Source organism: Streptomyces sp. NPDC045026, assembly GCF_056432625.1.
The window spans coordinates 169612-190942 of the sequence record NZ_JBWKIS010000006.1 but is presented as its reverse complement, the minus strand read 5'-3'; the positions used below and the strand labels follow the sequence as shown (position 1 = coordinate 190942).

The window sequence follows — 21331 nt, the reverse complement described above, 5'->3', positions numbered from 1 at the left end:
CCCTAGGTGGCCGTCTCGTCGAGCGCGCGCAGCACATCGGCCACCAGGTCGTCCGGGTCCTCGGCGCCGGCGGAGAAGCGGATGAAGCCCTCCGGGACATCGTCCCCGCCCCAGCGGCGACGGCGTTCGGCGGTGGACCGCACGCCGCCGAAGCTCGTCGCGTCGTCCACCAGCGTCAGGGCCTTCATGAACCGCTCGGCACGCGCGCGCGTGGGCAGCGTGAAGGAGACCACGCACCCGAAGCGCCGCATCTGCTGCGCGGCGATCTTGTGCGAGGGGTCGTCGGGCAGACCCGGGTAACGCAGGCCCTCGATGTCGTCGCGGTCGCGCAGGGCGAGTGCGAGCGCGAGCGCGTTGGCGTTCTGCCGCTCCGCCCTCAACTGGAGCGTGGCGAGCGAGCGATGGGCGAGCCAGGCCTCCATCGGGCCGGGGATCGCGCCGACGATCTTGCGCCAGCCCCGCACCGAGGCGGTCAGCTCGGCGTCGCGGCAGGTCACGTAACCGAGCAGAATGTCGCCGTGGCCGGTGAGCTGCTTGGTGCCGCTGGCCACGGAGAAGTCGGCGCCGAGCTCCAGGGGGCGCTGGCCGAGTGGTGTGGCGAGCGTGTTGTCGACCGCCACCAGGGCGCCACGTGCGTGTGCCGCCTCGGCGAGCCGCCGCACGTCGCACACGTCGAGGCCGGGGTTCGACGGCGTCTCGATCCACAGGAGCTTCGCGCCGTCCAGGACGTCGAGCTGGGCGTCGCCGCCGGTGGGTGCGGTGCGGACCTCGATGCCGAACGCCGTGAGCTGCTCGCGGACGAGCGGGAACACCTGATATCCGTCGCTCGGCAGAACGACCACGTCATTGGCCTTGAGCTGCGAGAACAGCACCGCCGAGATGGCGGCCATCCCGGAAGCGAAGACGAGGGTGTCGACATCCTCCTGGCCGGGCGCCTCGAGCTCGCCGATGGCCCGCTCCAGATGGGTCCACGTCGGGTTGTCATCCCGGCCGTACGTGTAGGGCCCCGAGACATCGCCCGGCAGGTGGAAGTGTGCCGCGAAGACAGGCCCTGGGAGCGTCGGATCGTTCTTCGCGGCCTCGGGCAGCCCCGCCCTCACCGCCCTTGTACCGTCCCCGATCTGCGCCGATTGCGTCATGCCGCCCGTCCTTCCAGTGCTGCGCGTACCGCGTCGAGCAGACCATCGCTCGCCGACTCCACCATTCTCAGACATTCCTCGAAGCCATCGATACCGCCGTAGTACGGGTCCGGTACGTCCAGATGTGTCCCGGCCGAGGGGTCGTACGAGCGCAGTAGGCGGACCTTCTCGGCGTCCTGCGGGGTCGGTGCCAGCCGGCGCAGGGTGCGCAGATGCCCGGTGTCCAGGGCGATCACCAGGTCGAGCCGGGAGAACCACGAGGCGCTGAACTGCCGGGCGGAATGGCCGCTTTCATAGCCGCCGGCCGCCAGCACGGAGACGGTGCGGTGGTCGGCACCGTCCCCCTCGTGCCAGCCGTCGGTGCCCGCGCTGTCCACCTCCACGAGGCCGGCGAGACCCGCCTCGTGGACGCGCGCACGGAAGACCGACTCGGCCATGGGCGAGCGGCAGATGTTGCCGGTGCAGACGAAGCACACACGGAAGGACATGGGGTGGGGTCAGTCCTTGTCGTCGGGCAGGACGACGTTCAGCGCCCAGGAGACGACCGAGATGATCAGGCCACCGAGGACGGCGGTCCAGAACCCCTCGACATGGAAGCTCTGGTTGAACTGGTCGGCCAGCCACGAGGTCAGCAGCAGCATCAGGGCGTTGACCACGAGCGTGATCAGGCCGAGCGTCAGGATGAAGAGCGGGAAGGTGAGGAGCTTCACTATGGGCTTGACCAGGAGATTCACCAGGCCGAACAGCAGCGCCACGATGATCAGCGTGCCGACCTTCTTGCCGGTGCTGTCACCTGTCAGCGTGATCTTGTCGAGGAGCCACACCGCGACGGCGAGGGCCCCCGCGTTGGCGATCGTCTTGACTACAAAATTCTTCATGTGTCTGATCGTGGCAGACGAGACCGGATCATGAGAGTGGCCCTGCGAGGCCGCTCACGGGCAAGAGGCGGACAAGTGGGATGAAGGCATTCCGGCTGGACGAACTGGAAGCGGAACGTGCCGCGAACGACGGCGCGTATCTGCAGTTCCTGAGAGAGCGGAACATGTCGGTCGGGCTCTACGCCCTCGACGCGGGGGACCAGGACCCGCAGCAGCCGCACCAGCAGGACGAGGTGTACCTCGTCGTCAGCGGTCGTGGATCGATCACTGTCGGCATGGAGACGACCCAGGTGGCGCGCGGCAGCGTCGTGTACGTGCCGGCCGGGGTGGCCCACAAGTTCCATCACATCAGCGAGGACCTGCGGGTTCTGGTGGTGTTCTCTCCGCCTGAGAGCTGACGGCGGATCTCGGGGTTCCCTAGGGGGTCGCTCAGGGGACGACAAGGGGTCCGCGGTCCCCACGGGGCGCCTCGGCGTGCCAGCATCGAATGCAGAAGAAGCCGTATCGAAGCGGTGCGGCTCGGGAGAGAGGTAGGGACGATGGCAGTGCGAGAGATCTTCACGGGTATGCCGTGGTGGGTGAAGTGGGTCGCGGTGCCGGTCATCGCCCTGGTCGTCTTCGGAGGGCTGATAGCCAGCGTCGTGGGCTTCGTGATCGGTCTGCTCTTCAAGGTGCTGGTCTTCGTAGCCGTGGTCGGTGGACTCATCTACGTCGTACGGAAGTTCATGGCGGGCTCTTCCTCGCGCAGCGACTGGTAGCCCCGGGCCACGGTTCGCTCGCGCGGGGGAAGTTTCCCCGCGCGGCCCTCTTGAAGTGGTGGCCAGGGCTAGAGTCCGGAATTCGACGGCCGCACCCCCGTGATTCCCGAGAAGCGGGGGGACCCCACGCGCTTCGGGAGTGAACCTTGGCCACGGCTGAACCGCTTTCCGCCGCCCCGTTGTCCGCCGACGTCACGTCCCCCGACGCCATGTCTGCTGACGCCATGCCCCCACATGCGGTGCCCCCACCCCTCGGCTGTCGCGCGCACACCTACGACGACGCTCACGCCGAGGGCACGACCGGCGCCCCGCCCACCCTCATCGGCTCCGTCCAGCGCGCGATGCGCCTTCTCGAGGCCGTCGCGTCGCACGAAGACGGAGCGCCCGCCAAGCAGCTCGCCCGGGAGGCCGGCCTCGCGCTTCCCACCGCGTACCACCTGCTGCGCACGCTCGCCCACGAGGGCTATCTCCGCAAGGAGAAGGGCCTGTTCGTCCTGGGTGCGGCGGCTGAGCGGCTGAGTAGCAGCGGAGCGCAGCAGAATCGTCGCGGCATGATCACCGACGCCCTGCAGCACTGGCGCGACGCCATCGGGGTCCCGGTGTACTTCTCGGTTTACCGCGAGGGCGAGATCGAGGTTGTGGCTGTCGCCGACACGCCCGGGAATCCCGCGGTCGCGGAATGGGCCGACTTCCGCGAGACGGGGCACGCTCACGCGATCGGTCAGTGCCTCCTCGCCCAGCTCGACGAGGAGAGCCGACGCGATCACCTCGACCGCTATCCCGCGTATTCGATCACCCCGTACACGGTGCGCGACGACCGCTCGCTGCTACGCCGGCTGAACGGCCTGGGGCGGATGCAACCCGTGGTGGAGCGTCAGGAGTACGCGTTGGGCACGGTCTGCGCCGCGTTTCCCATCACCGTCGGGTCCACCGCGGCGACGATGGCGGTTTCTCTTCCGTCCCATCAGGCCGGTCGTCTGCTGCCCGCGGCACGGCAGTTGCAGAACGAAGTCGGCAAACTCGTAAGGACACTCGCCTTCTCTATCAGCATCTGAAAACTCACTCCTTGTGATCCCGCATGTACGTTAAGCAAGATGCGAAGGTGTCGGGAAGGTTATTCCCGCCCAATCGACGGCAAATTGACGGGGTAGGCGATGCGCGAGTCGGTACAGGCAGTACAAGCAGAGGTCATGATGAGCTTCCTCGTCTCCGAGGAACTCTCGTTCCGCATCCCGGTGGAGCTGCGGTACGCCGCTGCTGATCCCTACGCCGTGCGGCTGACCTTCCACCTCCCCGGGGACGCCCCGGTGACCTGGGCCTTCGGTCGAGAGCTCCTGGTGGACGGGGTGGCTGGTCCCTGCGGCGACGGTGATGTGCGCATCGAACCGGTGGAACTGGCGGGCAGTCCGGGCGAGATGCCGGGCGAGGTGCACATCCGGCTTCAAGTGGGCGGTGACCAGGCGTTGTTCCGGGCGGGTGTCGCTCCCCTCGTCGCCTTCCTGGACCGCACCGACAAGCTCGTCCCGCTCGGCCAGGAGCGGGCGCTCGCCGACTTCGAGACGCATCTCGACGAGGCACTCGACCGGATTCTCGCCGAGGAGCAGAGCGCCGGCTGACGGGCTCCAGAAGTCCGCGTGCGATCAACTGATGTAACGCTTCAGCAGAGTGGCGCCCTCGGGGTGCCCCCGCAGGGGTTCAGCGCTTCCTTCGTCGCCGGCCCCTGCCGCCGCGTGCCGGACCGGCCGCGGCAGCGGACGGGGGCCCCGGACGGTCGGCGGATACCACCAGAGCCGCGAGCGCGGTCGTCAGCGGCACCGAGGCGACCAGACCGATCGAGCCGACCAGGGTCCGCACGATCTCCTCGGCCACCAACTCACTGTTGGCGACGGTCCCCACACTGCTCTGCGCGATCGAGAAGAGCAGCAACAGCGGCAGGGCCGCGCCCGCGTACGCCAGGACCAGGGTATTGACCACGGACGCGATGTGGTCGCGGCCGATCCGGATGCCCGCGCGGTACAGGGCGCGCCGGCCCATCGTCGGGTCGGCCTGATGCAGCTCCCACACGGCCGACGTCTGCGTGACCGTCACATCGTCGAGCACGCCGAGCGAGCCGATGATGACGCCGGCGAGCAGTAGACCGCTCATGTCGATGTGCGGGTAAAGCCCGTGGATCAGGCCCGTGTTGTCGTCGGTGTTGCCGGTCAGCGCGGCCCAGTCGATGAACCCCGAGCCGAGCAGGCCGATCAGGAGCAGCGATACGAGCGTGCCGAGCACCGCGACCGAGGTACGGGCCGTCAGGCCGTGGCACATGTAGAGCGCGATCAGCATGATGGCGCTCGCCCCGACCACCGCGACCACCAGCGGATTCGAGCCCTGAAGGATTGCGGGCAGGATGAAGAAGGTCAGCACCATGAAGCTGACGGCCAGCGCGACGAGCGCCATGACGCCCCGCAGCCGGCCCACGACGACCACGGCCAGCGCGAAGATTCCGGCAAGCACCGCCATCGGGAGCCTGCGGTTCACATCGGTGACTGAGTACTGGAGTTCCTTGGGGGCGTCGGGCGCGTAGGCCACGATCACCTTCTGGCCGTCGTGCAACTGCCGAGGCGAGTCCGGCTGCACGATCTCCGTGAACGTACGCCCGGTGTCCTTGCCGCTGTCCACGCGGACGGTTGCCTTCCCGCACGTGCCCTTCGCCTGCTGTTCGGCGGACTGGCCCTCGGCGGTCGACGTGTCGCCGGTCGGGGTCTCGCCCGAGGCGTTCACGGACTTGCAGTCGACCTTGTCGACCTGGGTGACGGTGCCCTGTTGGGTCTGCCGGTCGAAGCCGACGCCCGTACGCGCATGGGGCGGGGCGCCGCCGGGCCAGAGAACCACGAGGCCGACGACGACCGCGACGGAGAACGGGATGAGCACCGCGGCGATGACCTTGCGCAGATGCTTGGAAACGGGCGCGGCAGGGCCATGACTGTGGGAATGCCCGTGTCCGGAGTTCCCCTGGTCATGGGGAGGGTGCGGCGGCGGAGGCGAAGGCTGCTGCGTGCTGGTCACCGCCCGATCATCGCAAGAACGGCAGGGGCCCTCTGTTCAGCACGCTAGAAATGACGCTAGCGTGGGGGCACCTTTGCACACGCGGGAGCTCGGAGCACCGGGCTGAGAGGGCGCTGACCTCCGCTTCGGCGATGTTTCACATGAAACATCGCCTGACGGAAGCCGCTGCGTCGACCGCCGAACCTGTTACCGGGTAATGCCGGCGTAGGGAGTAGGTCTCATGACCACATCGGACGCACGCACGCCTGCCTCCAACCTGTCCGCAGAGACGGGCGAGGCCGGGAAGTCCATCGGCTGGCACAAGGGGTACGTCACGGGCTCACGCCCCGACCTCCAGGTGCCGGTCCGCCAGGTGCACCTCACCAACGGCACGGCGGTCACGCTGTACGACACGTCGGGGCCGTACACCGATCCGAGTGTCGACACCGACGTCCGCAGGGGCCTCGCGCCGCTGCGGGAGAACTGGATCATCAGCCGCGGCGACACCGAGGAGTACGCGGGCCGCCCGGTCCGCCCCGAGGACGACGGCATCAAGCACACCTCGCCGCGCGGCGGTCTGCGCAACCTCGATGCGGTCTTCCCCGGCCGTCCCCGCCAGCCGCGCCGCGGGCGCGACGGCCAGGCCGTGACCCAACTCGCGTACGCCAGGCGCGGGGAGGTCACGCCCGAGATGGAGTACGTGGCCATCCGGGAGAACGTGGAGCCCGAGGTCGTCCGCGAGGAGATCGCCGCGGGCCGCGCGGTTCTGCCGGCCAACGTCAACCACCCGGAGATCGAGCCGATGATCATCGGGAAGCGGTTCCTGGTGAAGGTCAACGCCAACATCGGCAACTCCGCGGTCACTTCGTCCATCGAGGAGGAGGTGGAGAAGATGACCTGGGCGACCCGCTGGGGCGCCGACACTGTCATGGACCTCTCCACCGGCCGCAACATCCACACCACGCGCGAATGGGTCCTGCGCAACTCCCCCGTCCCGATCGGCACGGTCCCGCTCTACCAGGCGCTGGAGAAGGTCGACGGCCGTGCCGAAGAGCTGACCTGGGAGATCTACAAGGACACGGTCATCGAGCAGGCCGAGCAAGGCGTGGACTACATGACGGTCCACGCGGGCGTGCGGCTGCCGTACGTCCCGCTCACCGCCAACCGCAAGACGGGCATCGTCTCGCGCGGCGGTTCGATCATGGCCGCCTGGTGCCTGGCGCACCACAAGGAGAGCTTCCTCTACGAGAACTTCGCGGAGCTCTGCGAGATCCTCGCGGCGTACGACGTCACGTACTCGCTGGGTGACGGCCTGCGGCCGGGCTCGATCGCGGACGCCAACGACGAGGCGCAGTTCGCCGAGCTGAAGACGCTCGGGGAGCTCAACACGATCGCGAAGAGCTTCAACGTGCAGACGATGATCGAGGGCCCCGGGCACGTCCCGATGCACAAGATCAAGGAGAACATCGATCTTCAGCAGGAGGTGTGCGAGGAGGCCCCCTTCTACACACTCGGCCCGCTGACGACCGACATCGCCCCTGCCTACGACCACATCACCTCCGGCATCGGAGCCGCGATGATCGCGTGGTGGGGCACGGCGATGCTCTGCTACGTCACGCCCAAGGAGCACCTGGGCCTGCCGAACCGTGACGACGTCAAGACCGGCGTCATCACCTACAAGATCGCGGCCCACGCGGCGGACCTCGCCAAGGGGCACCCGGGCGCGCAGGAGTGGGACGACGCCCTCTCCGACGCGCGCTTCGAGTTCCGCTGGGAGGACCAGTTCAATCTGGCCCTCGACCCGGACACGGCGCGGGAGTTCCACGACGAGACGCTCCCGGCCGAGCCGGCGAAGACGGCCCACTTCTGCTCGATGTGCGGGCCGAAGTTCTGCTCGATGAAGATCTCCCAGGACATCCGCCGCCGGCACGGCGGGACGAAGAGTGAGATCGAGGAGGGCATGGCGGAGAAGTCCAAGGAGTTCGCCGCCGCCGGCAATCGCGTCTATCTGCCGATCGCGGACTGACCTCACCCGCGCTCATGCGGGCGCCGCGCGCTGTCCACCGGCCGCCTTTCGCGACCGGTGGACAGGGTGGTCTCGGGACCAAGCCCCGCCTGATCCAAACGAAAGACCCTAGTCCGGCTGGTGGTCCGGGCCTCCGAAGTCGGGGCTTGTGAAGTCCGGGCTTGAGTACCTCGGGCCCGCGGGGGAGCTCCCGTCCGTGCCCGGGCTGCTGAACCCGGGCCTGTTGTACCCGAGGTGGGGCATACGGCCCGCGACTCCGTGGCCGCCCCCGCGGTTCGCGGGGGCCGACGGAGGTTCCGCGAGGGCCTCCCGGAGGAATGGCAGGATGCCGCGCTCCAGGAGCACGAGGGACCAGGCTTCTCTGGCCCGGTCCACCTCCTCGTTCGACTCGGTGTGCGCGCCGGCCTGCAAGGACGTCGCTCCGTTGCGCAGAGCGGTGAGCAGCAGGCCCACGCCGGCGACGAGGATCCCCGCCACTGTGAGCGCGCCGAACACCCAGCCGGCCGTCCACAGGGTCTGGGCGAATGCCGGTTCCGGATCGAGCATCTTCAGGATGTAGCCGATGAGCAGGAAGATCGCGGCAGCCGTTCCGGCGAGCACAGGGGCGAGCACCGCGACGACGGCGATGACGCCGGCGCCGGTCGTCTCCGTCACCTCACCCACGGTGGCGGCCAGGCCGATCGCGCCTCCGCCGGACTCCGCGGAACTCTCTCCCTCGCGCAGCGGACGTACGGGCCGCGGCGCGGCGCGCAGGTCGGCGCGGACCTTCACGTAGTTCTGGTACTCGGTCGCGGCGGCGGCCGTGATCAGCGCGATGGCGTTGAGCGCCATGGTGCGCAGTTGTTCGGGGTTGAGCCGCTGACCCACTGCGGCGAGATCAGGGCGGTCCGGTGCGGTACGCAGCGCATCATCGAGGATCCGCTCGAACTCGGGGCGGTCCTCGTTCAGCAGGTGCGGAGCGCTGTTCATGTGCATCCCCCGATGCTCCGTAGGGCTTGGGGGCTCGCATGGGTGCGAGCCGTCGGGCAGAAACGGAGGGGAGCCTGCTACGGATAAGCCGATGGTAGAGCGGTGACGGCACGCGGTGACAGGGGGTTTCCCGAATTCGGCCCGGTGGCCGGACTGAGCCCCCGTTCGGTGCGCCTGCCCGGGGAACGCCTAGCTATCCATGGGGAGTTGCTGGACCAGCAGCTTTCCGGCCATGGTCACTCCGCCGTCCATCGCGATCGCGAGCCCGCCCGCGTACACGTGCGGGCCCTCGATCAGCGGGCGGCTGTCCTCGGACCCGTCCGCCGCGTCCTCGGTGCCGACCTCGCCGAGGAGGTACGGGATGGGGCTGTGGCCGTGGACTACGCGCGCGCCGCCGTAGGCGTCGAGGAGCTCGCGCACGGCTTCGGGTCCGGATTCGTCGCGGAACGCGAAGCGCTTGGTGAATTTGCGGAAGAGGTCCCAGCACTCGTCCGCGTCGTTACGCGTGAGGGTCTCGCGGACCGTGTCGTTGACCGCCTCGATCGAGTCGCCGTAGTCGAGGTACGCGGTCGTGTCGGAGTGCATCAGGAGGTGGTCGTCCTCCAGCTCGATCGCGTCGAGCCGGGACATCCACTGCAGATGGACGTCCTGGAGGCGGTCCATGTCCGACTTCTGTCCGCCGTTGAGCAGCCATGCCGCCTGGAAAGTGGCGGTGCCGGCGCCCGAGTTGACCGGGGTGTCGCCGAAGCGCTTGGCGCCGAGGAGGAGCAGTTCGTGGTTGCCCATGAGGGCCTTGCAGTAACCGCCGGCGGCGGCGGCCTCGGCGGACAGCCGCATCACGAGGTCGATGACGCCGATGCCGTCGGGCCCGCGGTCGGTGAAGTCGCCGAGGAACCACAGCCGGGCGGTGCCCGCCGACCAGCTGCCCTCGGCGTCGATGAGGCCCTGCTCGTACAGGGCGGCGATCAGCTCGTCGAGGTAGCCGTGCACGTCACCGACGACGTACAGCGGGCCGAGTCCGTCGGCGGAACGGGGGGCCGGCTCGGTGTCGATCCGCACCTGGACCGTGTCGCCACGGTTGATGACCGGCAGGTCGCGCTGGGTTGGCGTGTACCCGTCGGGCTGGTCGAACGCGGGGTCCTGAGGGGACGGTTCGGCGTACGAGGGCTCCGAGCGCGCCGGCTCCTGGTACGCGGGATCCGGCTCCGCCTGCACGGGCACGGCAGGGGCCGGTGGAGCGGGGTCGTGGCCGGGCTCCTGGACGTATGCCGGTACGTCGTGGACGTACGCGGGAACGCGGAAGTCGCGCAGCGTCGCCGTGCGCACCTCGGGTCCCTGACCGGCCCCCTGAGTCATCGACCCCTCCACCACCATTGCGCCGCCTCTGCACCCGATCGGACTGCCTGGTCGCAGCGGCCCGCGGTGTCGTGCGCCCATCATAGGAATGCGGCTCGCGCTGTGTGATGCACCAGGGGTGGTGAATCGGATCCGGGCGGCTGTTCACCATGCTTTTCTCCCGAATTGGTACGGGCTTTTCCGGGTGGTCTTCGGGGTGACCACCCGGAAGCCGTCGTTCAGCCGTGTCCCGGGGAGCGGGGCGGGCTGACCGTCGTGCGGGGCGGACGGCGCTGGGACGAGGTCCGGACGATGAGTTCCGTCGGTATCACCTGCTCGACCGGCTGGTCCGATTCAACCCCTTCGATGGCGTCGATCAGGAGCTGGACGACCGCGGTGCCGATCCGCCGCGGCTTGAGGGAGAGGGTCGTGATGGGTGGTTCCGTGGTGGCGTAGACGGTCGATTCGCTGCAGCAGACGAGCAGCAGGTCCTCGGGGACGCGCAGGCCGTACCGGCGGGCGGCGGCGAGCAGGTCCGTGCCGTTGGGGTCGAAGAGTCCGTACACGGCGTCGGGCCGGTCGGGGCGGGCCAGGAGCCGGTCGGCGGCGACGGCCCCCGCGCACGGGTCGTGCGCGGGATAGGACTCGTACACGGGTTCCTGTCCGATCCGCTCGCACCAGTGCAGGTACGCGGAGGTGGACAGATGGGTGTACGTGTCCGTGGTCGTGCCGGTGAGCAGTCCGATGCGGCGGGCCCCCGCGGCGGCGAGGTGGTCGAGGATGCCGAGGACGGCGGCCTCGTGGTCGTTGTCGACCCAGGCGGTGACGGGGAGCGTGCCGGCGGGGCGCCCGTCGGAGACGACGGGCAGGCCCTGGCGGACCAGCTCGGTGACCACCGGGTCGTGGTCGGACGGGTCGATGACGACGGTGCCGTCGAGGGCGACGTTCGACCAGACGTCATGGCGTGAGGTGGCGGGCAGGATGACAAGGGCGTAGCCGCGGGCGAGCGCCGCCGAGGTGGCGGCTCTCGCCATTTCCGCGAAGTACGCGAATTCGGTGAAGGTGAAAGGTTCATCCCCGTAGGTGGTGACGGTCAGGCCGATCAGGCCCGACTTTCCGGTACGGAGCGTTCGGGCCGCCGCGGAGGGGCGATAGCCCAACCGGTCGGCGACCTCGCGGACACGGCGTCGGGTGGCGTCCGGGAGCCGGCCCTTACCGTTGAGTGCATCGGAGACAGTCGTGATGGAGACCCCGGCGGCGGCGGCGACATCTCTGATGCCCGCCCGCACCTGCCGGGTGCCTCGGCGGGTGGTCTCTGCCCGGCTCACCTGGTGCTTCCCTGCTGCTGTCATGGCGAGCCGATAGTAGGGCTCATGAGGCGGGGTCGCGTGGGTGCATATGCGCGCGTTGACAGGTACGTTTCTGCATGGCGGAACAATGTCAATGACCTTGGAAATCAAGGGAGTTGAGGGCATCGACGCTAGGACGTCACTTGTCGGCGCGCATGGGCCTGCCAAGTCGGCGATGTTGCGAGTAGGTCTCAACTCACCTTCACGGGGGATGCGCGCCACGGCGCGAGCCACCGGCGCGCGCTGGAAAGGGGAGCGCCCCCTCTCCTCCGTACGCCTACAGGAGGTCCGCGGCCGTCGTCATGGGTGGTGTCGGACGACCGCCCGGAATGTCGGGGACCCCGGCCCATTGGGGTCTGCCGCGAATCCTCTTAAGGTGAGCAGTATTGAAATGGTGGTCGCGAGGAGGACTGCGGTGAGCGAGACGAGCCCCAAGCTGCGTGCCGAGCTGGAGGGTATTCCTGCCTACAAGCCGGGCAAGGCTGCCGCGGCCGGTGGACCGGTGGCGTACAAGCTGTCCTCGAACGAGAACCCCTATCCGCCGCTTCCCGGCGTGATGGAGAGCGCCGTCGCGGCGGCCGGTTCCTTCAACCGCTACCCGGACATGGCCTGCACCGGGCTGATGAACGAGCTGGCGGAACGATTCGCTGTGCCGGTCACGCACCTGGCCACGGGCACCGGCTCGGTCGGGGTCGCGCAGCAGCTGCTCCAGGCGACCAGCGGCCCCGGTGACGAGGTCATCTACGCCTGGCGGTCCTTCGAGGCGTACCCGATCATCACGCAGATCAGCGGCGCCAAGGCCGTGGAGGTGCCGCTGACGTCCGGCGAGGTCCACGACCTCGACGCGATGGCCGACGCGATCACCGACCGCACGCGCCTGATCTTCGTGTGCAACCCGAACAACCCGACCGGCACGGTGGTGCGCCGGGCCGAGCTCGAGCGGTTCCTGGACCGGGTCCCGAGCGACGTCCTGGTCGTGCTCGACGAGGCGTACCGCGAGTTCATCCGCGACGCCGACGTGCCGGACGGCGTCCAGCTCTACCGGGACCGTCCGAACGTCGCGGTCCTGCGCACGTTCTCCAAGGCGTACGGTCTCGCGGGCCTGCGGGTCGGCTTCGCCATCGCCCATGAGCCGGTGGCGGCCGCGCTGCGCAAGACGGCCGTGCCGTTCGGCGTGAGCCAGCTCGCGCAGGACGCGGCGGTCGCCTCGCTGCGGGCCGAGGACGAGCTGCTCGGCCGGGTCGGCTCGCTCGTGTGCGAGCGCAACCGCGTGGTCGAGACGCTGCGGGCGCAGGGCTGGACGGTGCCGGAGACGCACGCGAACTTCGTGTGGCTGCGGCTGGGGGAGCGCACGGCGGACTTCGCCGCGGCGTGCGAGCAGGCCGGTGTCGTCGTGCGGCCGTTCGCCGGCGAGGGGATGCGGGCCACGGTCGCCGAGACCGAGGCCAATGACGTCTTCCTGAACACGGCGGCGGCGTTCCGCAAGGAGCTGTAGTCCCGGGCGGCTGCGGCCGCCCTGTAGCGCGGTGGGGGTTCCCCTGAGTAAGGGGGGGGACCCCCCTTCTGTTGTCCGGAGCCGGTAGTACATAATGCTTGTGAATGTGAACGCTTTCACAAGCGTGCCTGGTTGATCCGGAGAGCAGTGGGATTTAAGGGGCAAATTGCCGCTGGACCACGGCGACCTAAGGAGATGACGCAGTGGACCCAACGTTGATGGCTCTGGCGCCGGAGACTTTGGCGCGATGGCAGTTCGGCATCACGACCGTCTATCACTTCCTTTTTGTCCCCCTGACCATCTCGCTCGCCGCGCTGACGGCGATCCTGGAGACGGCCTGGGTACGGACGGGCAAGGAGCACTACCTCCGGGCGACCAAGTTCTGGGGCAAGCTCTTCCTGATCAACATCGCCATGGGTGTCGTGACCGGCATCGTGCAGGAGTTCCAGTTCGGCATGAACTGGTCCGACTACTCGCGCTTCGTCGGCGACATCTTCGGCGCTCCGCTCGCCTTCGAGGCGCTGATCGCCTTCTTCTTCGAGTCGACCTTCATCGGTCTGTGGATCTTCGGCTGGGACAAGCTCCCGAAGAAGCTGCACTGCGCCACGATCTGGATGGTGTCCATCGGCACGATCCTGTCGGCGTACTTCATCATGGCCGCCAACTCGTTCATGCAGCATCCGGTCGGCTACCGGATCGTGGAGCGGGACGGCACCAAGCGCGCCGAGCTGACCGACTTCGCCGCTGTGCTCTTCCAGGAGACGGTGCTCGTCAACTTCTGGCATGTGATCAGCGCGTCCATCCTGGTCGGCGGCGCGTTCATGACCGGCATAGCGATCTTCCACCTGCGTAAGAAGCAGCACATCCGCACCATGCGGATGTCGCTGCGCCTCGGCCTGGTCACGGCCATGGTCGGCACGCTCCTCACCGTCGTCAGTGCGGACACGCTCGGCAAGGTGATGTACGACCAGCAGCCGATGAAGATGTCGGCCGCGGAGGCGCTGTGGGACACGGAGAAGCCGGCACCGTTCTCGATCTTCGCGTACGGCGATGTCTCCAAGGGCCACAACTCGGTCGCCATCGAGGTCCCCGGCGTGCTGTCCTTCCTCGCCAAGAACGACTTCAACGCCGAGATCCCCGGGATCAACGACATCAACAAGGCGGAGCAGGACAAGTTCGGACCCGGTGACTACCGGCCCAACATCCCCACCGCCTACTGGTCGTACCGCTGGATGATCGGCTTCGGCGGGGTCTCGATGGCCCTGTGCACCGCGGGCCTGTGGCTCACCCGGCGCAAGTTCTGGTTGGCGCCGGAGCACCGCACCGGCGAGGACGAGGTGCCCAGGCTGATGCTCACCAAGAACAAGGAGCTGATGCCGAAGCTGGGCGTCTGGTGGTGGCGTCTGTCCCAGTGGACGCTGATCTTCCCGATCATCGGCATCTCCTGGGGCTGGATCTTCACCGAGACCGGGCGGCAGCCGTGGGTGGTCTACGGCGTGCTCAGGACCAAGGACGCGGTCTCCCCCGGCGTCTCGCAGGGTGAGGTCCTCACCTCCCTGATCGTGTTCGCGCTGCTCTACGCCGTCCTCGCCGTCATCGAGGTGAAGCTGATGGTCAAGTACGTCAAGCAGGGGCCGCCCGAACTCACCGAGGCCGACCTCAACCCGCCCACCAAGATCGTCGGCCCGGGATCCGGAGCGGATTCCGGCGACGCTTCCGATGCCGACCGGCCCATGGCCTTCTCGTACTGAGACTGAGGAGCTGCTGAGGCATGGAACTTCACGACGTCTGGTTCGTACTCATCGCGGTCCTGTGGATCGGCTATTTCTTCCTGGAGGGATTCGACTTCGGGATCGGGGTCCTGACCAAGGTCCTCGCGCGCGGCCGCACCGAGCGGCGCGTCCTGATCAACACCATCGGACCCGTCTGGGACGGTAACGAGGTGTGGTTGCTGACGGCCGGCGGTGCGACCTTCGCCGCCTTCCCCGAGTGGTACGCGACGCTCTTCTCGGGTTTCTACCTGCCGCTCCTGATGATCCTGGTCTGCCTGATCGTGCGCGGTGTCGCCTTCGAGTACCGGGCGAAGCGGCCCGAGGAGAAGTGGCAGACCAACTGGGAGCACGCGATCTTCTGGACCTCGCTGATTCCGGCGGTTCTGTGGGGCGTGGCGTTCGGGAACATCGTGCGCGGCGTGAAGATCGACGCGCACAAGGAGTTCGTGGGCAGCTTCTGGGACCTGCTCAACCCGTACGCGATCCTCGGCGGTCTGGTGACGCTGACTCTGTTCACCTTCCACGGCGCGGTGTTCGCCTCGCTCAAGACGGTGGGCGACATCCGGGTGCGGGCGCGGAAGATGGCGCTGGGTCTCGGTCTCGTGGCCGCGGTCCTCGCGCTCGTCTTCCTGATCTGGACGCAGGCCGACAAGGGCGACGGCTCGTCGCTGATCGCGATGATCGTCACGGTGGTCGCCCTCGTCGGCGCCATCGGTGCCATCAAGGCGGGGCGTGAGGGCTGGTCGTTCGCGCTGTCCGGCATCACGATCGCGGCAGCCGTCGCGATGCTCTTCCTGACGCTGTTCCCGAACGTCATGCCGTCGTCGCTCGACCCGGACTGGAGCCTCACGGTCACCAACGCCTCGTCGAGCCCCTACACCCTGAAGATCATGACCTGGTGCGCGGCGGTGGCGACGCCCATCGTGCTGCTCTACCAGTCGTGGACGTACTGGGTGTTCCGCAAGCGGATCGGCACCCAGCACATCGCCGACGCCGCGCACTGAGCCCCTGATACGAGGGTGTGTTTCACGTGAAACCGATCGACCAGCGTCTGCTCCGGTACGCCAGGGCCACTCGCCTCTTCCTGATCGCGGTGGTGGTCCTCGGCGTGGCCGGGGCGGGCCTGGTCATCGCTCAGGCGATGCTCATCGCCGAAGTGGTGGTGGGGGCCTTCGAGCGCGGTCTCGATGTCTCCGCCCTGCGCACACCTTTCGTGCTGCTGGCGCTGGTGGCGGCCGGGCGCGGTCTGGTCTCGTGGCTGACCGAGCTTGCCGCTCACCGGGCCAGCGCGGCAGTCAAGTCGGAGCTGCGCGGACGTCTCCTGGAGCGCGCCTCCCAGCTGGGCCCGGGATGGCTCAGCGGGCAGCGGACCGGATCCCTGGTGGCGCTCGCGACGCGGGGTGTGGACGCGCTCGACGACTACTTCTCGCGCTATCTGCCGCAGTTGGGCCTCGCGGTGGTGGTGCCCGTGGCAGTGCTCGCGCGCATCGTCACCGAGGACTGGGTGTCCGCGGCGATCATCGTCTGCACGCTGCCCCTGATCCCCGTCTTCATGATCCTTATCGGCTGGGCCACCCAGTCCCACATGGACCGTCAGTGGCGGCTCCTGTCCCGGCTTTCGGGGCACTTCCTGGACGTGGTCGCCGGCCTTCCGACGCTGAAGGTGTTCGGGCGGGCCAAGGCGCAGGCCGAGTCGATCCGCCGGATCACCGGCGAGTACCGGCAGGCGACGATGCGGACCCTGCGCATCGCCTTCCTGTCGTCGTTCGCCCTCGAACTGCTCGCGACGCTGTCGGTCGCCCTGGTGGCCGTGACCATCGGCATGCGACTCGTGCACGGCGACATGGACCTCTACGTGGGGCTCGTCATCCTCGTCCTCGCGCCCGAGGCCTATCTACCGCTGCGTCAGGTCGGCGCGCAGTACCACGCGGCGGCCGAGGGGCTCGCCGCAGCGGAGGAGATCTTCGCCGTACTGGAGACCCCGGTGCCGCCGTTGGGCGCCGGTGCGGTGCCCGCGGCCACCGGTATCGCATTCGACGGCGTGACCGTCCGCTATCCCGGCCGGTCCGCGGACGCCGTCTCGGAGGCCGACTTCGAGGTCGCGCCCGGGGAGACGGTGGCACTCGTCGGCCCGAGCGGTGTGGGCAAGTCGACGCTGTTGAGCGCGGCGCTCGGATTCGTCCGTCCCGAGGCGGGGCGGGTCCTCGTCGGGGGCGCCGATCTGGCCGGTCTCGACCGGGAGGCGTGGCACGCGCGCGTGGCCTGGGTGCCGCAGCGGCCGCAGCTGTACGCCGGGTCGATCGCGGACAACGTGCGGCTCGCGCGGCCCGACGCGTCGCCCGCACAGGTCGAGGAGGCGCTGCGCGAGGCCGGGGCACAGGACTTCGTCCGTGCGCTGCAGGACGGCATGGACACCCTGCTCGGTGAGGACGGGGCCGGGCTCTCCGCCGGGCAGCGGCAACGGCTCGCCCTGGCGCGGGCGTTCCTCGCCGACCGGCCCGTGGTCCTGCTGGACGAGCCGACGGCCGCGCTCGACGGCGAGACCGAGGCGGGGATCGTCGAGGCGGTCCGCAGGCTCGCCGTCGGCCGGACCGTCCTTCTGGTGGTGCACCGTCCCGCGCTGCTGGCCGTCGCCGACCGGGTGGTGCGTCTCGACGTACCGCGTTCCGACGCGGTGGCAGGGGAGCCCGCCGTACGTCCCGTGTCGCGAGACGAGGCGGCCGAAGCGCCCGCCCACGAAGGGCCTCTTTACGTAGAGGACGTTCACGTATCGGCCCTCCACGAAGAGGACGGTCATGTACCGGCCCTCTCCGGGGAGCGCCGGGGCAGTGTGCTCGCGCGGGTGCGGGGTGCCGCCCGGGCGCGGCGCGGGCGCCTTGCCCTCGCGCTGCTGCTCGGAGCGCTCGCCCTGGGCAGTGCCGTCGGGCTCATGGCGACCTCCGGGTGGCTCATCTCGCGGGCCTCGCAACAGCCGCCCGTGATGTACCTGATGGTCGCCGTCACGGCGACCCGCACCTTCGGGATCGGCCGCGCTTGCTTCCGGTACGCCGAGCGGGTCGTGTCGCACGACGCCGTGCTGCGGATGCTGGCGGACACCCGGGTAGCCGTCTACCGGCGCCTTGAGCGGCTCGCCCCCGCGGGCCTGCGCGCGACGCGCCGCGGCGATCTGCTGTCCCGGCTCGTCGCCGATGTGGACGCCCTCCAGGACTACTGGCTGCGCTGGCTGCTGCCCGCGTCGGCCGCCGCGGTGGTCGGTGCCGCCTCGGTCGCCTTCACCGCCTGGATGCTCCCCGCCGCCGGTGCCGTGCTCGCCGTGGGCCTGCTGCTCGCGGGGGTCGGCGTACCGCTGCTCTCCGGAGCCGTCGCCCGCCGAGCCGAGCGCCGGCTGGCCCCCGCGCGCGGGACGCTCGCCACCCGCGTGGCCGAACTCCTCACCGGCACCGCCGAACTGGCGGTCTCCGGAGCCCTGCCCGCGCGCACCGCGCAGGCGAAGGCCGCCGACTCCGTACTGACGCGGATCGTGTCCCGCGCCGCCACCGCCACCGCGCTGGGCGACGGTCTCACGGCGCTGATCACCGGCCTCACGGTCGCCGGTGCCGCTCTCGCCGGGGTGCAGGGGGTGCGCGAGGGCCGTCTGGACGGGGTCCAGCTCGCCGTCGTCGTCCTGACGCCGCTGGCCGCGTTCGAGGCCGTCATGGGCCTGCCGCTCGCCGTGCAGTATCGCCAGCGGGTCAGGAAGAGCGCCGAACGCGTCCACGAGGTCCTGGACGCGCCGGACCCCGTACGGGAGCCTCAGGCGCCCGCGCAGGCGCCGCAGGACCCGTTCCCTCTCCTCGTACACGGTCTCGCCGCGCGCCATGACGGGCAGGGCCGGGACGCGCTCCACGGGGTCGATCTCACGCTGGAGCGGGGCCGCAGGGTCGCCGTCGTCGGCGCGTCCGGGTCCGGCAAGTCGACGCTCGCGCAGATCCTGCTGCGGTTCCTGGACGCGGGCGAGGGGGCGTACACCCTGGCCGGGCAGGACGCGTACGGGCTCGAAGGGGATGCCGTGCGGCGGCTCGTCGGGCTGTGCGCGCAGGACGCGCACCTCTTCGACAGCTCGGTGCGCGAGAACCTGCTCCTCGCGAAGAAGGACGCCACCGACGACGAACTGCGCGAAGCCCTGGCCGCGGCCCGCCTCCTGGAGTGGGCCGATTCGCTGCCCGAAGGGCTCGGCACCCTCGTCGGCGAACACGGAGCGCGCCTTTCCGGAGGCCAGCGGCAGCGGCTCGCACTGGCCCGCGCACTGCTCGCCGACTTTCCCGTCCTCGTACTCGACGAGCCCGCCGAGCACCTCGACCTGCCGACGGCGGACGCGCTCACGGCGGACCTCCTGACCGCGACCGAGGGCCGGACGACGCTGCTGATCACGCACCGGATGGCCGGCCTCGACGCCGTGGACGAGGTGATCGTCCTCGACGAGGGGCGGGTCGTGCAGCGCGGCACGTACGAGGATCTGGTGGCGGCCGACGGGCCGTTGCGCGCGCTGCGGGAACGCGAGCGGGAGGCGGAGCTGTTGGTGGGCGCGTAGCCATGCGTACCGGGTGCCCTGGTAGCGGCTCGCAACCCTGACTTTCCTCTCCAAACAGGGCTAACTAGTCTCAAGGCATGTCAGCTGCACCGGCACCCGGCGCCACCCCACCGTCCGACGGCGAGCGGGACTCCTCCTACGCCCTGGAGGCGGCGACGCAGGCGACGCGCGGCCTCCAGGGGCTGTCCGCTGAACTGACCGCGCGGGTGCCGCAGCTGCTCGAAGCGATGCGCTCCGTAGGCACCGGTCTGGAACTGCACACCACCCTCGACCGCATCTGCGAGACGGCCGCCGAACTCGCCGACGCCCGCTACGCGGCGATCGGCGTCGTCTCCGAGGACGGCGAAGCGCTCTCGGACTTCGTCTTCCACGGAGTCGACGTGGAGACGGCGGAGCTCATCGGACGGCTGCCCAACGGCCACCGCGGGCTGCTCGGGGCGCTCATCCACGACCCGGACCCGGTACGCCTCGCGGACCTGGCCGATGACCCGCGTTCCTGCGGCTTTCCGGCCCACCACCCCCCAATGCGGACCTTTCTGGGCGTTCCCATCCGCGTACAGGGGGAGATCTTCGGCAACCTCTATCTGGCGGAGAAACAGGGCGGCGGCGAGTTCAACGACTACGACCTGAGCATGGTCCGCGTCCTCGCCACGGAGGCCGGCATCGCCATCGGCAACGCGCGCCTGTACGAGGCCGCCAGGCAGCGCGAGCGGTGGATCGACGGTTCTGTGGCCGTCACGACCGCCCTGTTGTCGGGCAGCGACGCCGAGGACGCCCTCCAGGTCGTCGCCGAACAGGCCAGGCACCTGTCAGGCTCGGCGGCCGGCATCGTTCTCCTGCCGGCCGAGGAGGGCGGCATGGAGATCGTCGCCGTCTCGTCGGACGAGCCGTCGCAGGCCCTCGGCGTGATCATCCCGGACGAGAGCGAGATCGTGGCCGAACTGCTGGGCGGCGCAGCCGTGTTCATCGAGGACGCGTCCACCGACCCGCGCATACTGACCGACCTCGCGCGCGACTACGGACCGGCGATGATGCTGCCCCTCCAGAGCGACGGCCGCGTCCTCGGCACGCTCGTGACGCCACGCGCGCGTGGCGCCCGGCCCTTCAGCGATGCGGAGCGCACCCTCGCCACCCAGTTCGCCTCGCAGGCGGCACTCGCGCTGATGATGGCGGAGGCGCAGCGCGACCGGGAGCGGCTCGCGGTGTACGAGGACCGCGACCGGATCGCCCGCGATCTCCACGACCTCGTCATCCAGCGCCTGTTCGCCACCGGAATGATGCTGGAAAGCGCCCAGCGCAGGTCCGTCGTGCCCGAGGTGCAGGTCGGTGTCGCCAAGGCCGTGGACGAGCTCGACGTCACCATCCAGGAGATCCGTACAGCGATCTTCGCGCTCCAGCAGGGGCCCGCCGAGGCGCCGTCGGGCCTGCGCACACGGGTCCTGCGCGAGATCAACATGGCCGCCGTGCCGCTCGGCTTCAAGCCCACGCACCACTTCGCCGGAGCCGTCGACACCGTGGTCGGCGAGCTCACCGGCAAGAACCTCACCGCGGCCCTTCGAGAGGCACTGTCCAACGCGTTCCGGCACGCGGAAGCCGCCCGTATCGATGTCGTAGTCGACGCGAACGTCACGCTCCCCGACGGGCAGCCCGGCGTCCGGCTGACGGTCGCCGACGACGGTGTCGGCATCCCGGAGGGCGGCCGGCGCAGCGGCCTCAAGAACCTCAAGCGACGGGCCGAGTCCCTGGGCGGCGACAGCTGGTACGGGCCGGGCATCGGTGAGGACGGGGGCGGCACGACGTTGGTCTGGCAGGCGCCTCACTGAGGGAGGGCTAGGGCTGAGGGGGAACGACGAAGTACGGCGCTGACCCTGTTCGGAGGTACGGATCCGACGGATCTGACCGCATGGGGCACTCCGGCCCCTCAGGCGTACGAGTTCAACAGGCCGCGCGCGCATGCCCCGTTCTGGGCCGGATCCATGTTCCGGGTCGGGTCCGCGTTCCGGGTCGGAC

General features: G+C 69.5%; 17 protein-coding genes. 10 read left to right on the top strand and 7 right to left on the bottom strand.

Translation table 11 applies throughout. The features are described from left to right. Positions 1–2: 2 nt before the first annotated feature. The 3 genes from AC07EJ_RS16065 to AC07EJ_RS16055 are packed head-to-tail and all read right to left on the bottom strand — an operon-like array spanning position 3 to position 2017. Positions 3–1139: a cystathionine gamma-lyase gene (locus AC07EJ_RS16065; protein WP_478884416.1), complete on the bottom strand. Its 1137-nt coding sequence runs from the start codon at positions 1137–1139 to the stop codon at positions 3–5. Next, positions 1136–1627 (bottom strand): low molecular weight protein-tyrosine-phosphatase, encoded by a 492-nt coding sequence (locus AC07EJ_RS16060; protein WP_389480915.1) that lies wholly within the window; start codon positions 1625–1627, stop codon positions 1136–1138. The genes AC07EJ_RS16065 and AC07EJ_RS16060 overlap by 4 nt, the downstream gene beginning before the upstream one ends. A 9-nt stretch (positions 1628–1636) precedes the next feature. Further along, the gene (locus AC07EJ_RS16055; protein WP_100597188.1) at positions 1637–2017 is read right to left on the bottom strand and encodes a phage holin family protein; all 381 of its coding nucleotides are present in this window, start codon (positions 2015–2017) and stop codon (positions 1637–1639) included. 80 nt (positions 2018–2097) lie between these two features. On the opposite strand from AC07EJ_RS16055, the gene AC07EJ_RS16050 reads away from it, so the two are divergent. From AC07EJ_RS16050 to AC07EJ_RS16035, 4 genes are all read left to right on the top strand, one after another. Continuing rightward, a complete protein-coding gene (locus tag AC07EJ_RS16050) occupies positions 2098–2415 on the top strand; it encodes a cupin domain-containing protein (RefSeq protein ID WP_100597187.1) in 318 nt (105 codons plus the stop codon). 147 nt (positions 2416–2562) lie between these two features. Beyond that, complete coding sequence (locus AC07EJ_RS16045) at positions 2563–2775, top strand: DUF5326 family protein (protein WP_362907847.1); 213 nt, start codon at positions 2563–2565, stop codon at positions 2773–2775. Positions 2776–3116: 341 nt separating this feature from the next. Next, on the top strand, positions 3117–3830 hold the full coding sequence (locus tag AC07EJ_RS16040) for an IclR family transcriptional regulator (RefSeq protein ID WP_389481179.1): 714 nt from the start codon (positions 3117–3119) through the stop codon (positions 3828–3830). Between the two features lie 99 nt (positions 3831–3929). After that, positions 3930–4391, top strand: a complete 462-nt coding sequence (locus tag AC07EJ_RS16035; RefSeq protein WP_389480918.1) for an SsgA family sporulation/cell division regulator — start codon at positions 3930–3932, stop codon at positions 4389–4391. Positions 4392–4470: 79 nt separating this feature from the next. Here the strand turns inward: AC07EJ_RS16035 and AC07EJ_RS16030 are convergent, their stop codons facing one another. Next, positions 4471–5826, bottom strand: coding sequence for a YibE/F family protein (locus AC07EJ_RS16030; protein WP_389480920.1), 1356 nt, complete (start codon positions 5824–5826; stop codon positions 4471–4473). A gap of 220 nt (positions 5827–6046) precedes the next feature. On the opposite strand from AC07EJ_RS16030, the gene thiC reads away from it, so the two are divergent. After that, a complete protein-coding gene (thiC, locus tag AC07EJ_RS16025; protein ID WP_326712128.1) occupies positions 6047–7831 on the top strand; it encodes a phosphomethylpyrimidine synthase ThiC in 1785 nt (594 codons plus the stop codon). Between the two features lie 108 nt (positions 7832–7939). Here the strand turns inward: thiC and AC07EJ_RS16020 are convergent, their stop codons facing one another. The 3 genes from AC07EJ_RS16020 to AC07EJ_RS16010 form a co-directional block, all read right to left on the bottom strand. Then, positions 7940–8806 (bottom strand): hypothetical protein, encoded by an 867-nt coding sequence (locus tag AC07EJ_RS16020; RefSeq protein WP_389480922.1) that lies wholly within the window; start codon positions 8804–8806, stop codon positions 7940–7942. Positions 8807–8989: 183 nt separating this feature from the next. Next, on the bottom strand, positions 8990–10171 hold the full coding sequence (locus AC07EJ_RS16015) for a metallophosphoesterase (RefSeq protein ID WP_478884457.1): 1182 nt from the start codon (positions 10169–10171) through the stop codon (positions 8990–8992). Between the two features lie 203 nt (positions 10172–10374). Then, on the bottom strand, positions 10375–11487 hold the full coding sequence (locus tag AC07EJ_RS16010) for a LacI family DNA-binding transcriptional regulator (RefSeq protein WP_362907804.1): 1113 nt from the start codon (positions 11485–11487) through the stop codon (positions 10375–10377). Between the two features lie 412 nt (positions 11488–11899). Here AC07EJ_RS16010 and hisC point away from each other — a divergent pair, with 412 nt between their 5' ends. The 5 genes from hisC (at position 11900) to AC07EJ_RS15985 (ending at position 21144) form a co-directional block, all read left to right on the top strand. Further along, the gene (gene hisC / locus AC07EJ_RS16005) at positions 11900–12979 is read left to right on the top strand and encodes a histidinol-phosphate transaminase (protein ID WP_389480925.1); all 1080 of its coding nucleotides are present in this window, start codon (positions 11900–11902) and stop codon (positions 12977–12979) included. A 218-nt stretch (positions 12980–13197) separates the two neighbouring features. Next, positions 13198–14730, top strand: coding sequence for a cytochrome ubiquinol oxidase subunit I (locus AC07EJ_RS16000; protein ID WP_389481183.1), 1533 nt, complete (start codon positions 13198–13200; stop codon positions 14728–14730). 20 nt (positions 14731–14750) lie between these two features. Next, the gene (cydB, locus tag AC07EJ_RS15995; RefSeq protein WP_478884415.1) at positions 14751–15755 is read left to right on the top strand and encodes a cytochrome d ubiquinol oxidase subunit II; all 1005 of its coding nucleotides are present in this window, start codon (positions 14751–14753) and stop codon (positions 15753–15755) included. Between the two features lie 26 nt (positions 15756–15781). Further along, complete coding sequence (gene cydD, locus AC07EJ_RS15990; RefSeq protein ID WP_389480930.1) at positions 15782–19321, top strand: thiol reductant ABC exporter subunit CydD; 3540 nt, start codon at positions 15782–15784, stop codon at positions 19319–19321. Between the two features lie 77 nt (positions 19322–19398). Further along, on the top strand, positions 19399–21144 hold the full coding sequence (locus AC07EJ_RS15985; RefSeq protein ID WP_389480933.1) for a GAF domain-containing sensor histidine kinase: 1746 nt from the start codon (positions 19399–19401) through the stop codon (positions 21142–21144). Positions 21145–21331 lie beyond the last annotated feature (187 nt).

Bases quoted from the DNA above. Each gene is read 5' to 3' on its own strand.
- AC07EJ_RS16020 (WP_389480922.1), bottom strand. From the start codon at position 8,806: ATGCACATGAACAGCGCTCCGCACCTGCTGAACGAGGACCGCCCCGAG.
- AC07EJ_RS16035 (WP_389480918.1), top strand. From the start codon at position 3,930: ATGCGCGAGTCGGTACAGGCAGTACAAGCAGAGGTCATGATGAGCTTC.
- thiC (WP_326712128.1), top strand. From the start codon at position 6,047: ATGACCACATCGGACGCACGCACGCCTGCCTCCAACCTGTCCGCAGAG.
- AC07EJ_RS16000 (WP_389481183.1), top strand. From the start codon at position 13,198: ATGGCTCTGGCGCCGGAGACTTTGGCGCGATGGCAGTTCGGCATCACG.
- AC07EJ_RS16010 (WP_362907804.1), bottom strand. From the start codon at position 11,487: ATGACAGCAGCAGGGAAGCACCAGGTGAGCCGGGCAGAGACCACCCGC.
- AC07EJ_RS16050 (WP_100597187.1), top strand. From the start codon at position 2,098: ATGAAGGCATTCCGGCTGGACGAACTGGAAGCGGAACGTGCCGCGAAC.
- AC07EJ_RS16065 (WP_478884416.1), bottom strand. From the start codon at position 1,139: ATGACGCAATCGGCGCAGATCGGGGACGGTACAAGGGCGGTGAGGGCG.
- AC07EJ_RS16055 (WP_100597188.1), bottom strand. From the start codon at position 2,017: ATGAAGAATTTTGTAGTCAAGACGATCGCCAACGCGGGGGCCCTCGCC.
- AC07EJ_RS15985 (WP_389480933.1), top strand. From the start codon at position 19,399: ATGTCAGCTGCACCGGCACCCGGCGCCACCCCACCGTCCGACGGCGAG.
- cydB (WP_478884415.1), top strand. From the start codon at position 14,751: ATGGAACTTCACGACGTCTGGTTCGTACTCATCGCGGTCCTGTGGATC.
- AC07EJ_RS16040 (WP_389481179.1), top strand. From the start codon at position 3,117: ATGCGCCTTCTCGAGGCCGTCGCGTCGCACGAAGACGGAGCGCCCGCC.
- AC07EJ_RS16060 (WP_389480915.1), bottom strand. From the start codon at position 1,627: ATGTCCTTCCGTGTGTGCTTCGTCTGCACCGGCAACATCTGCCGCTCG.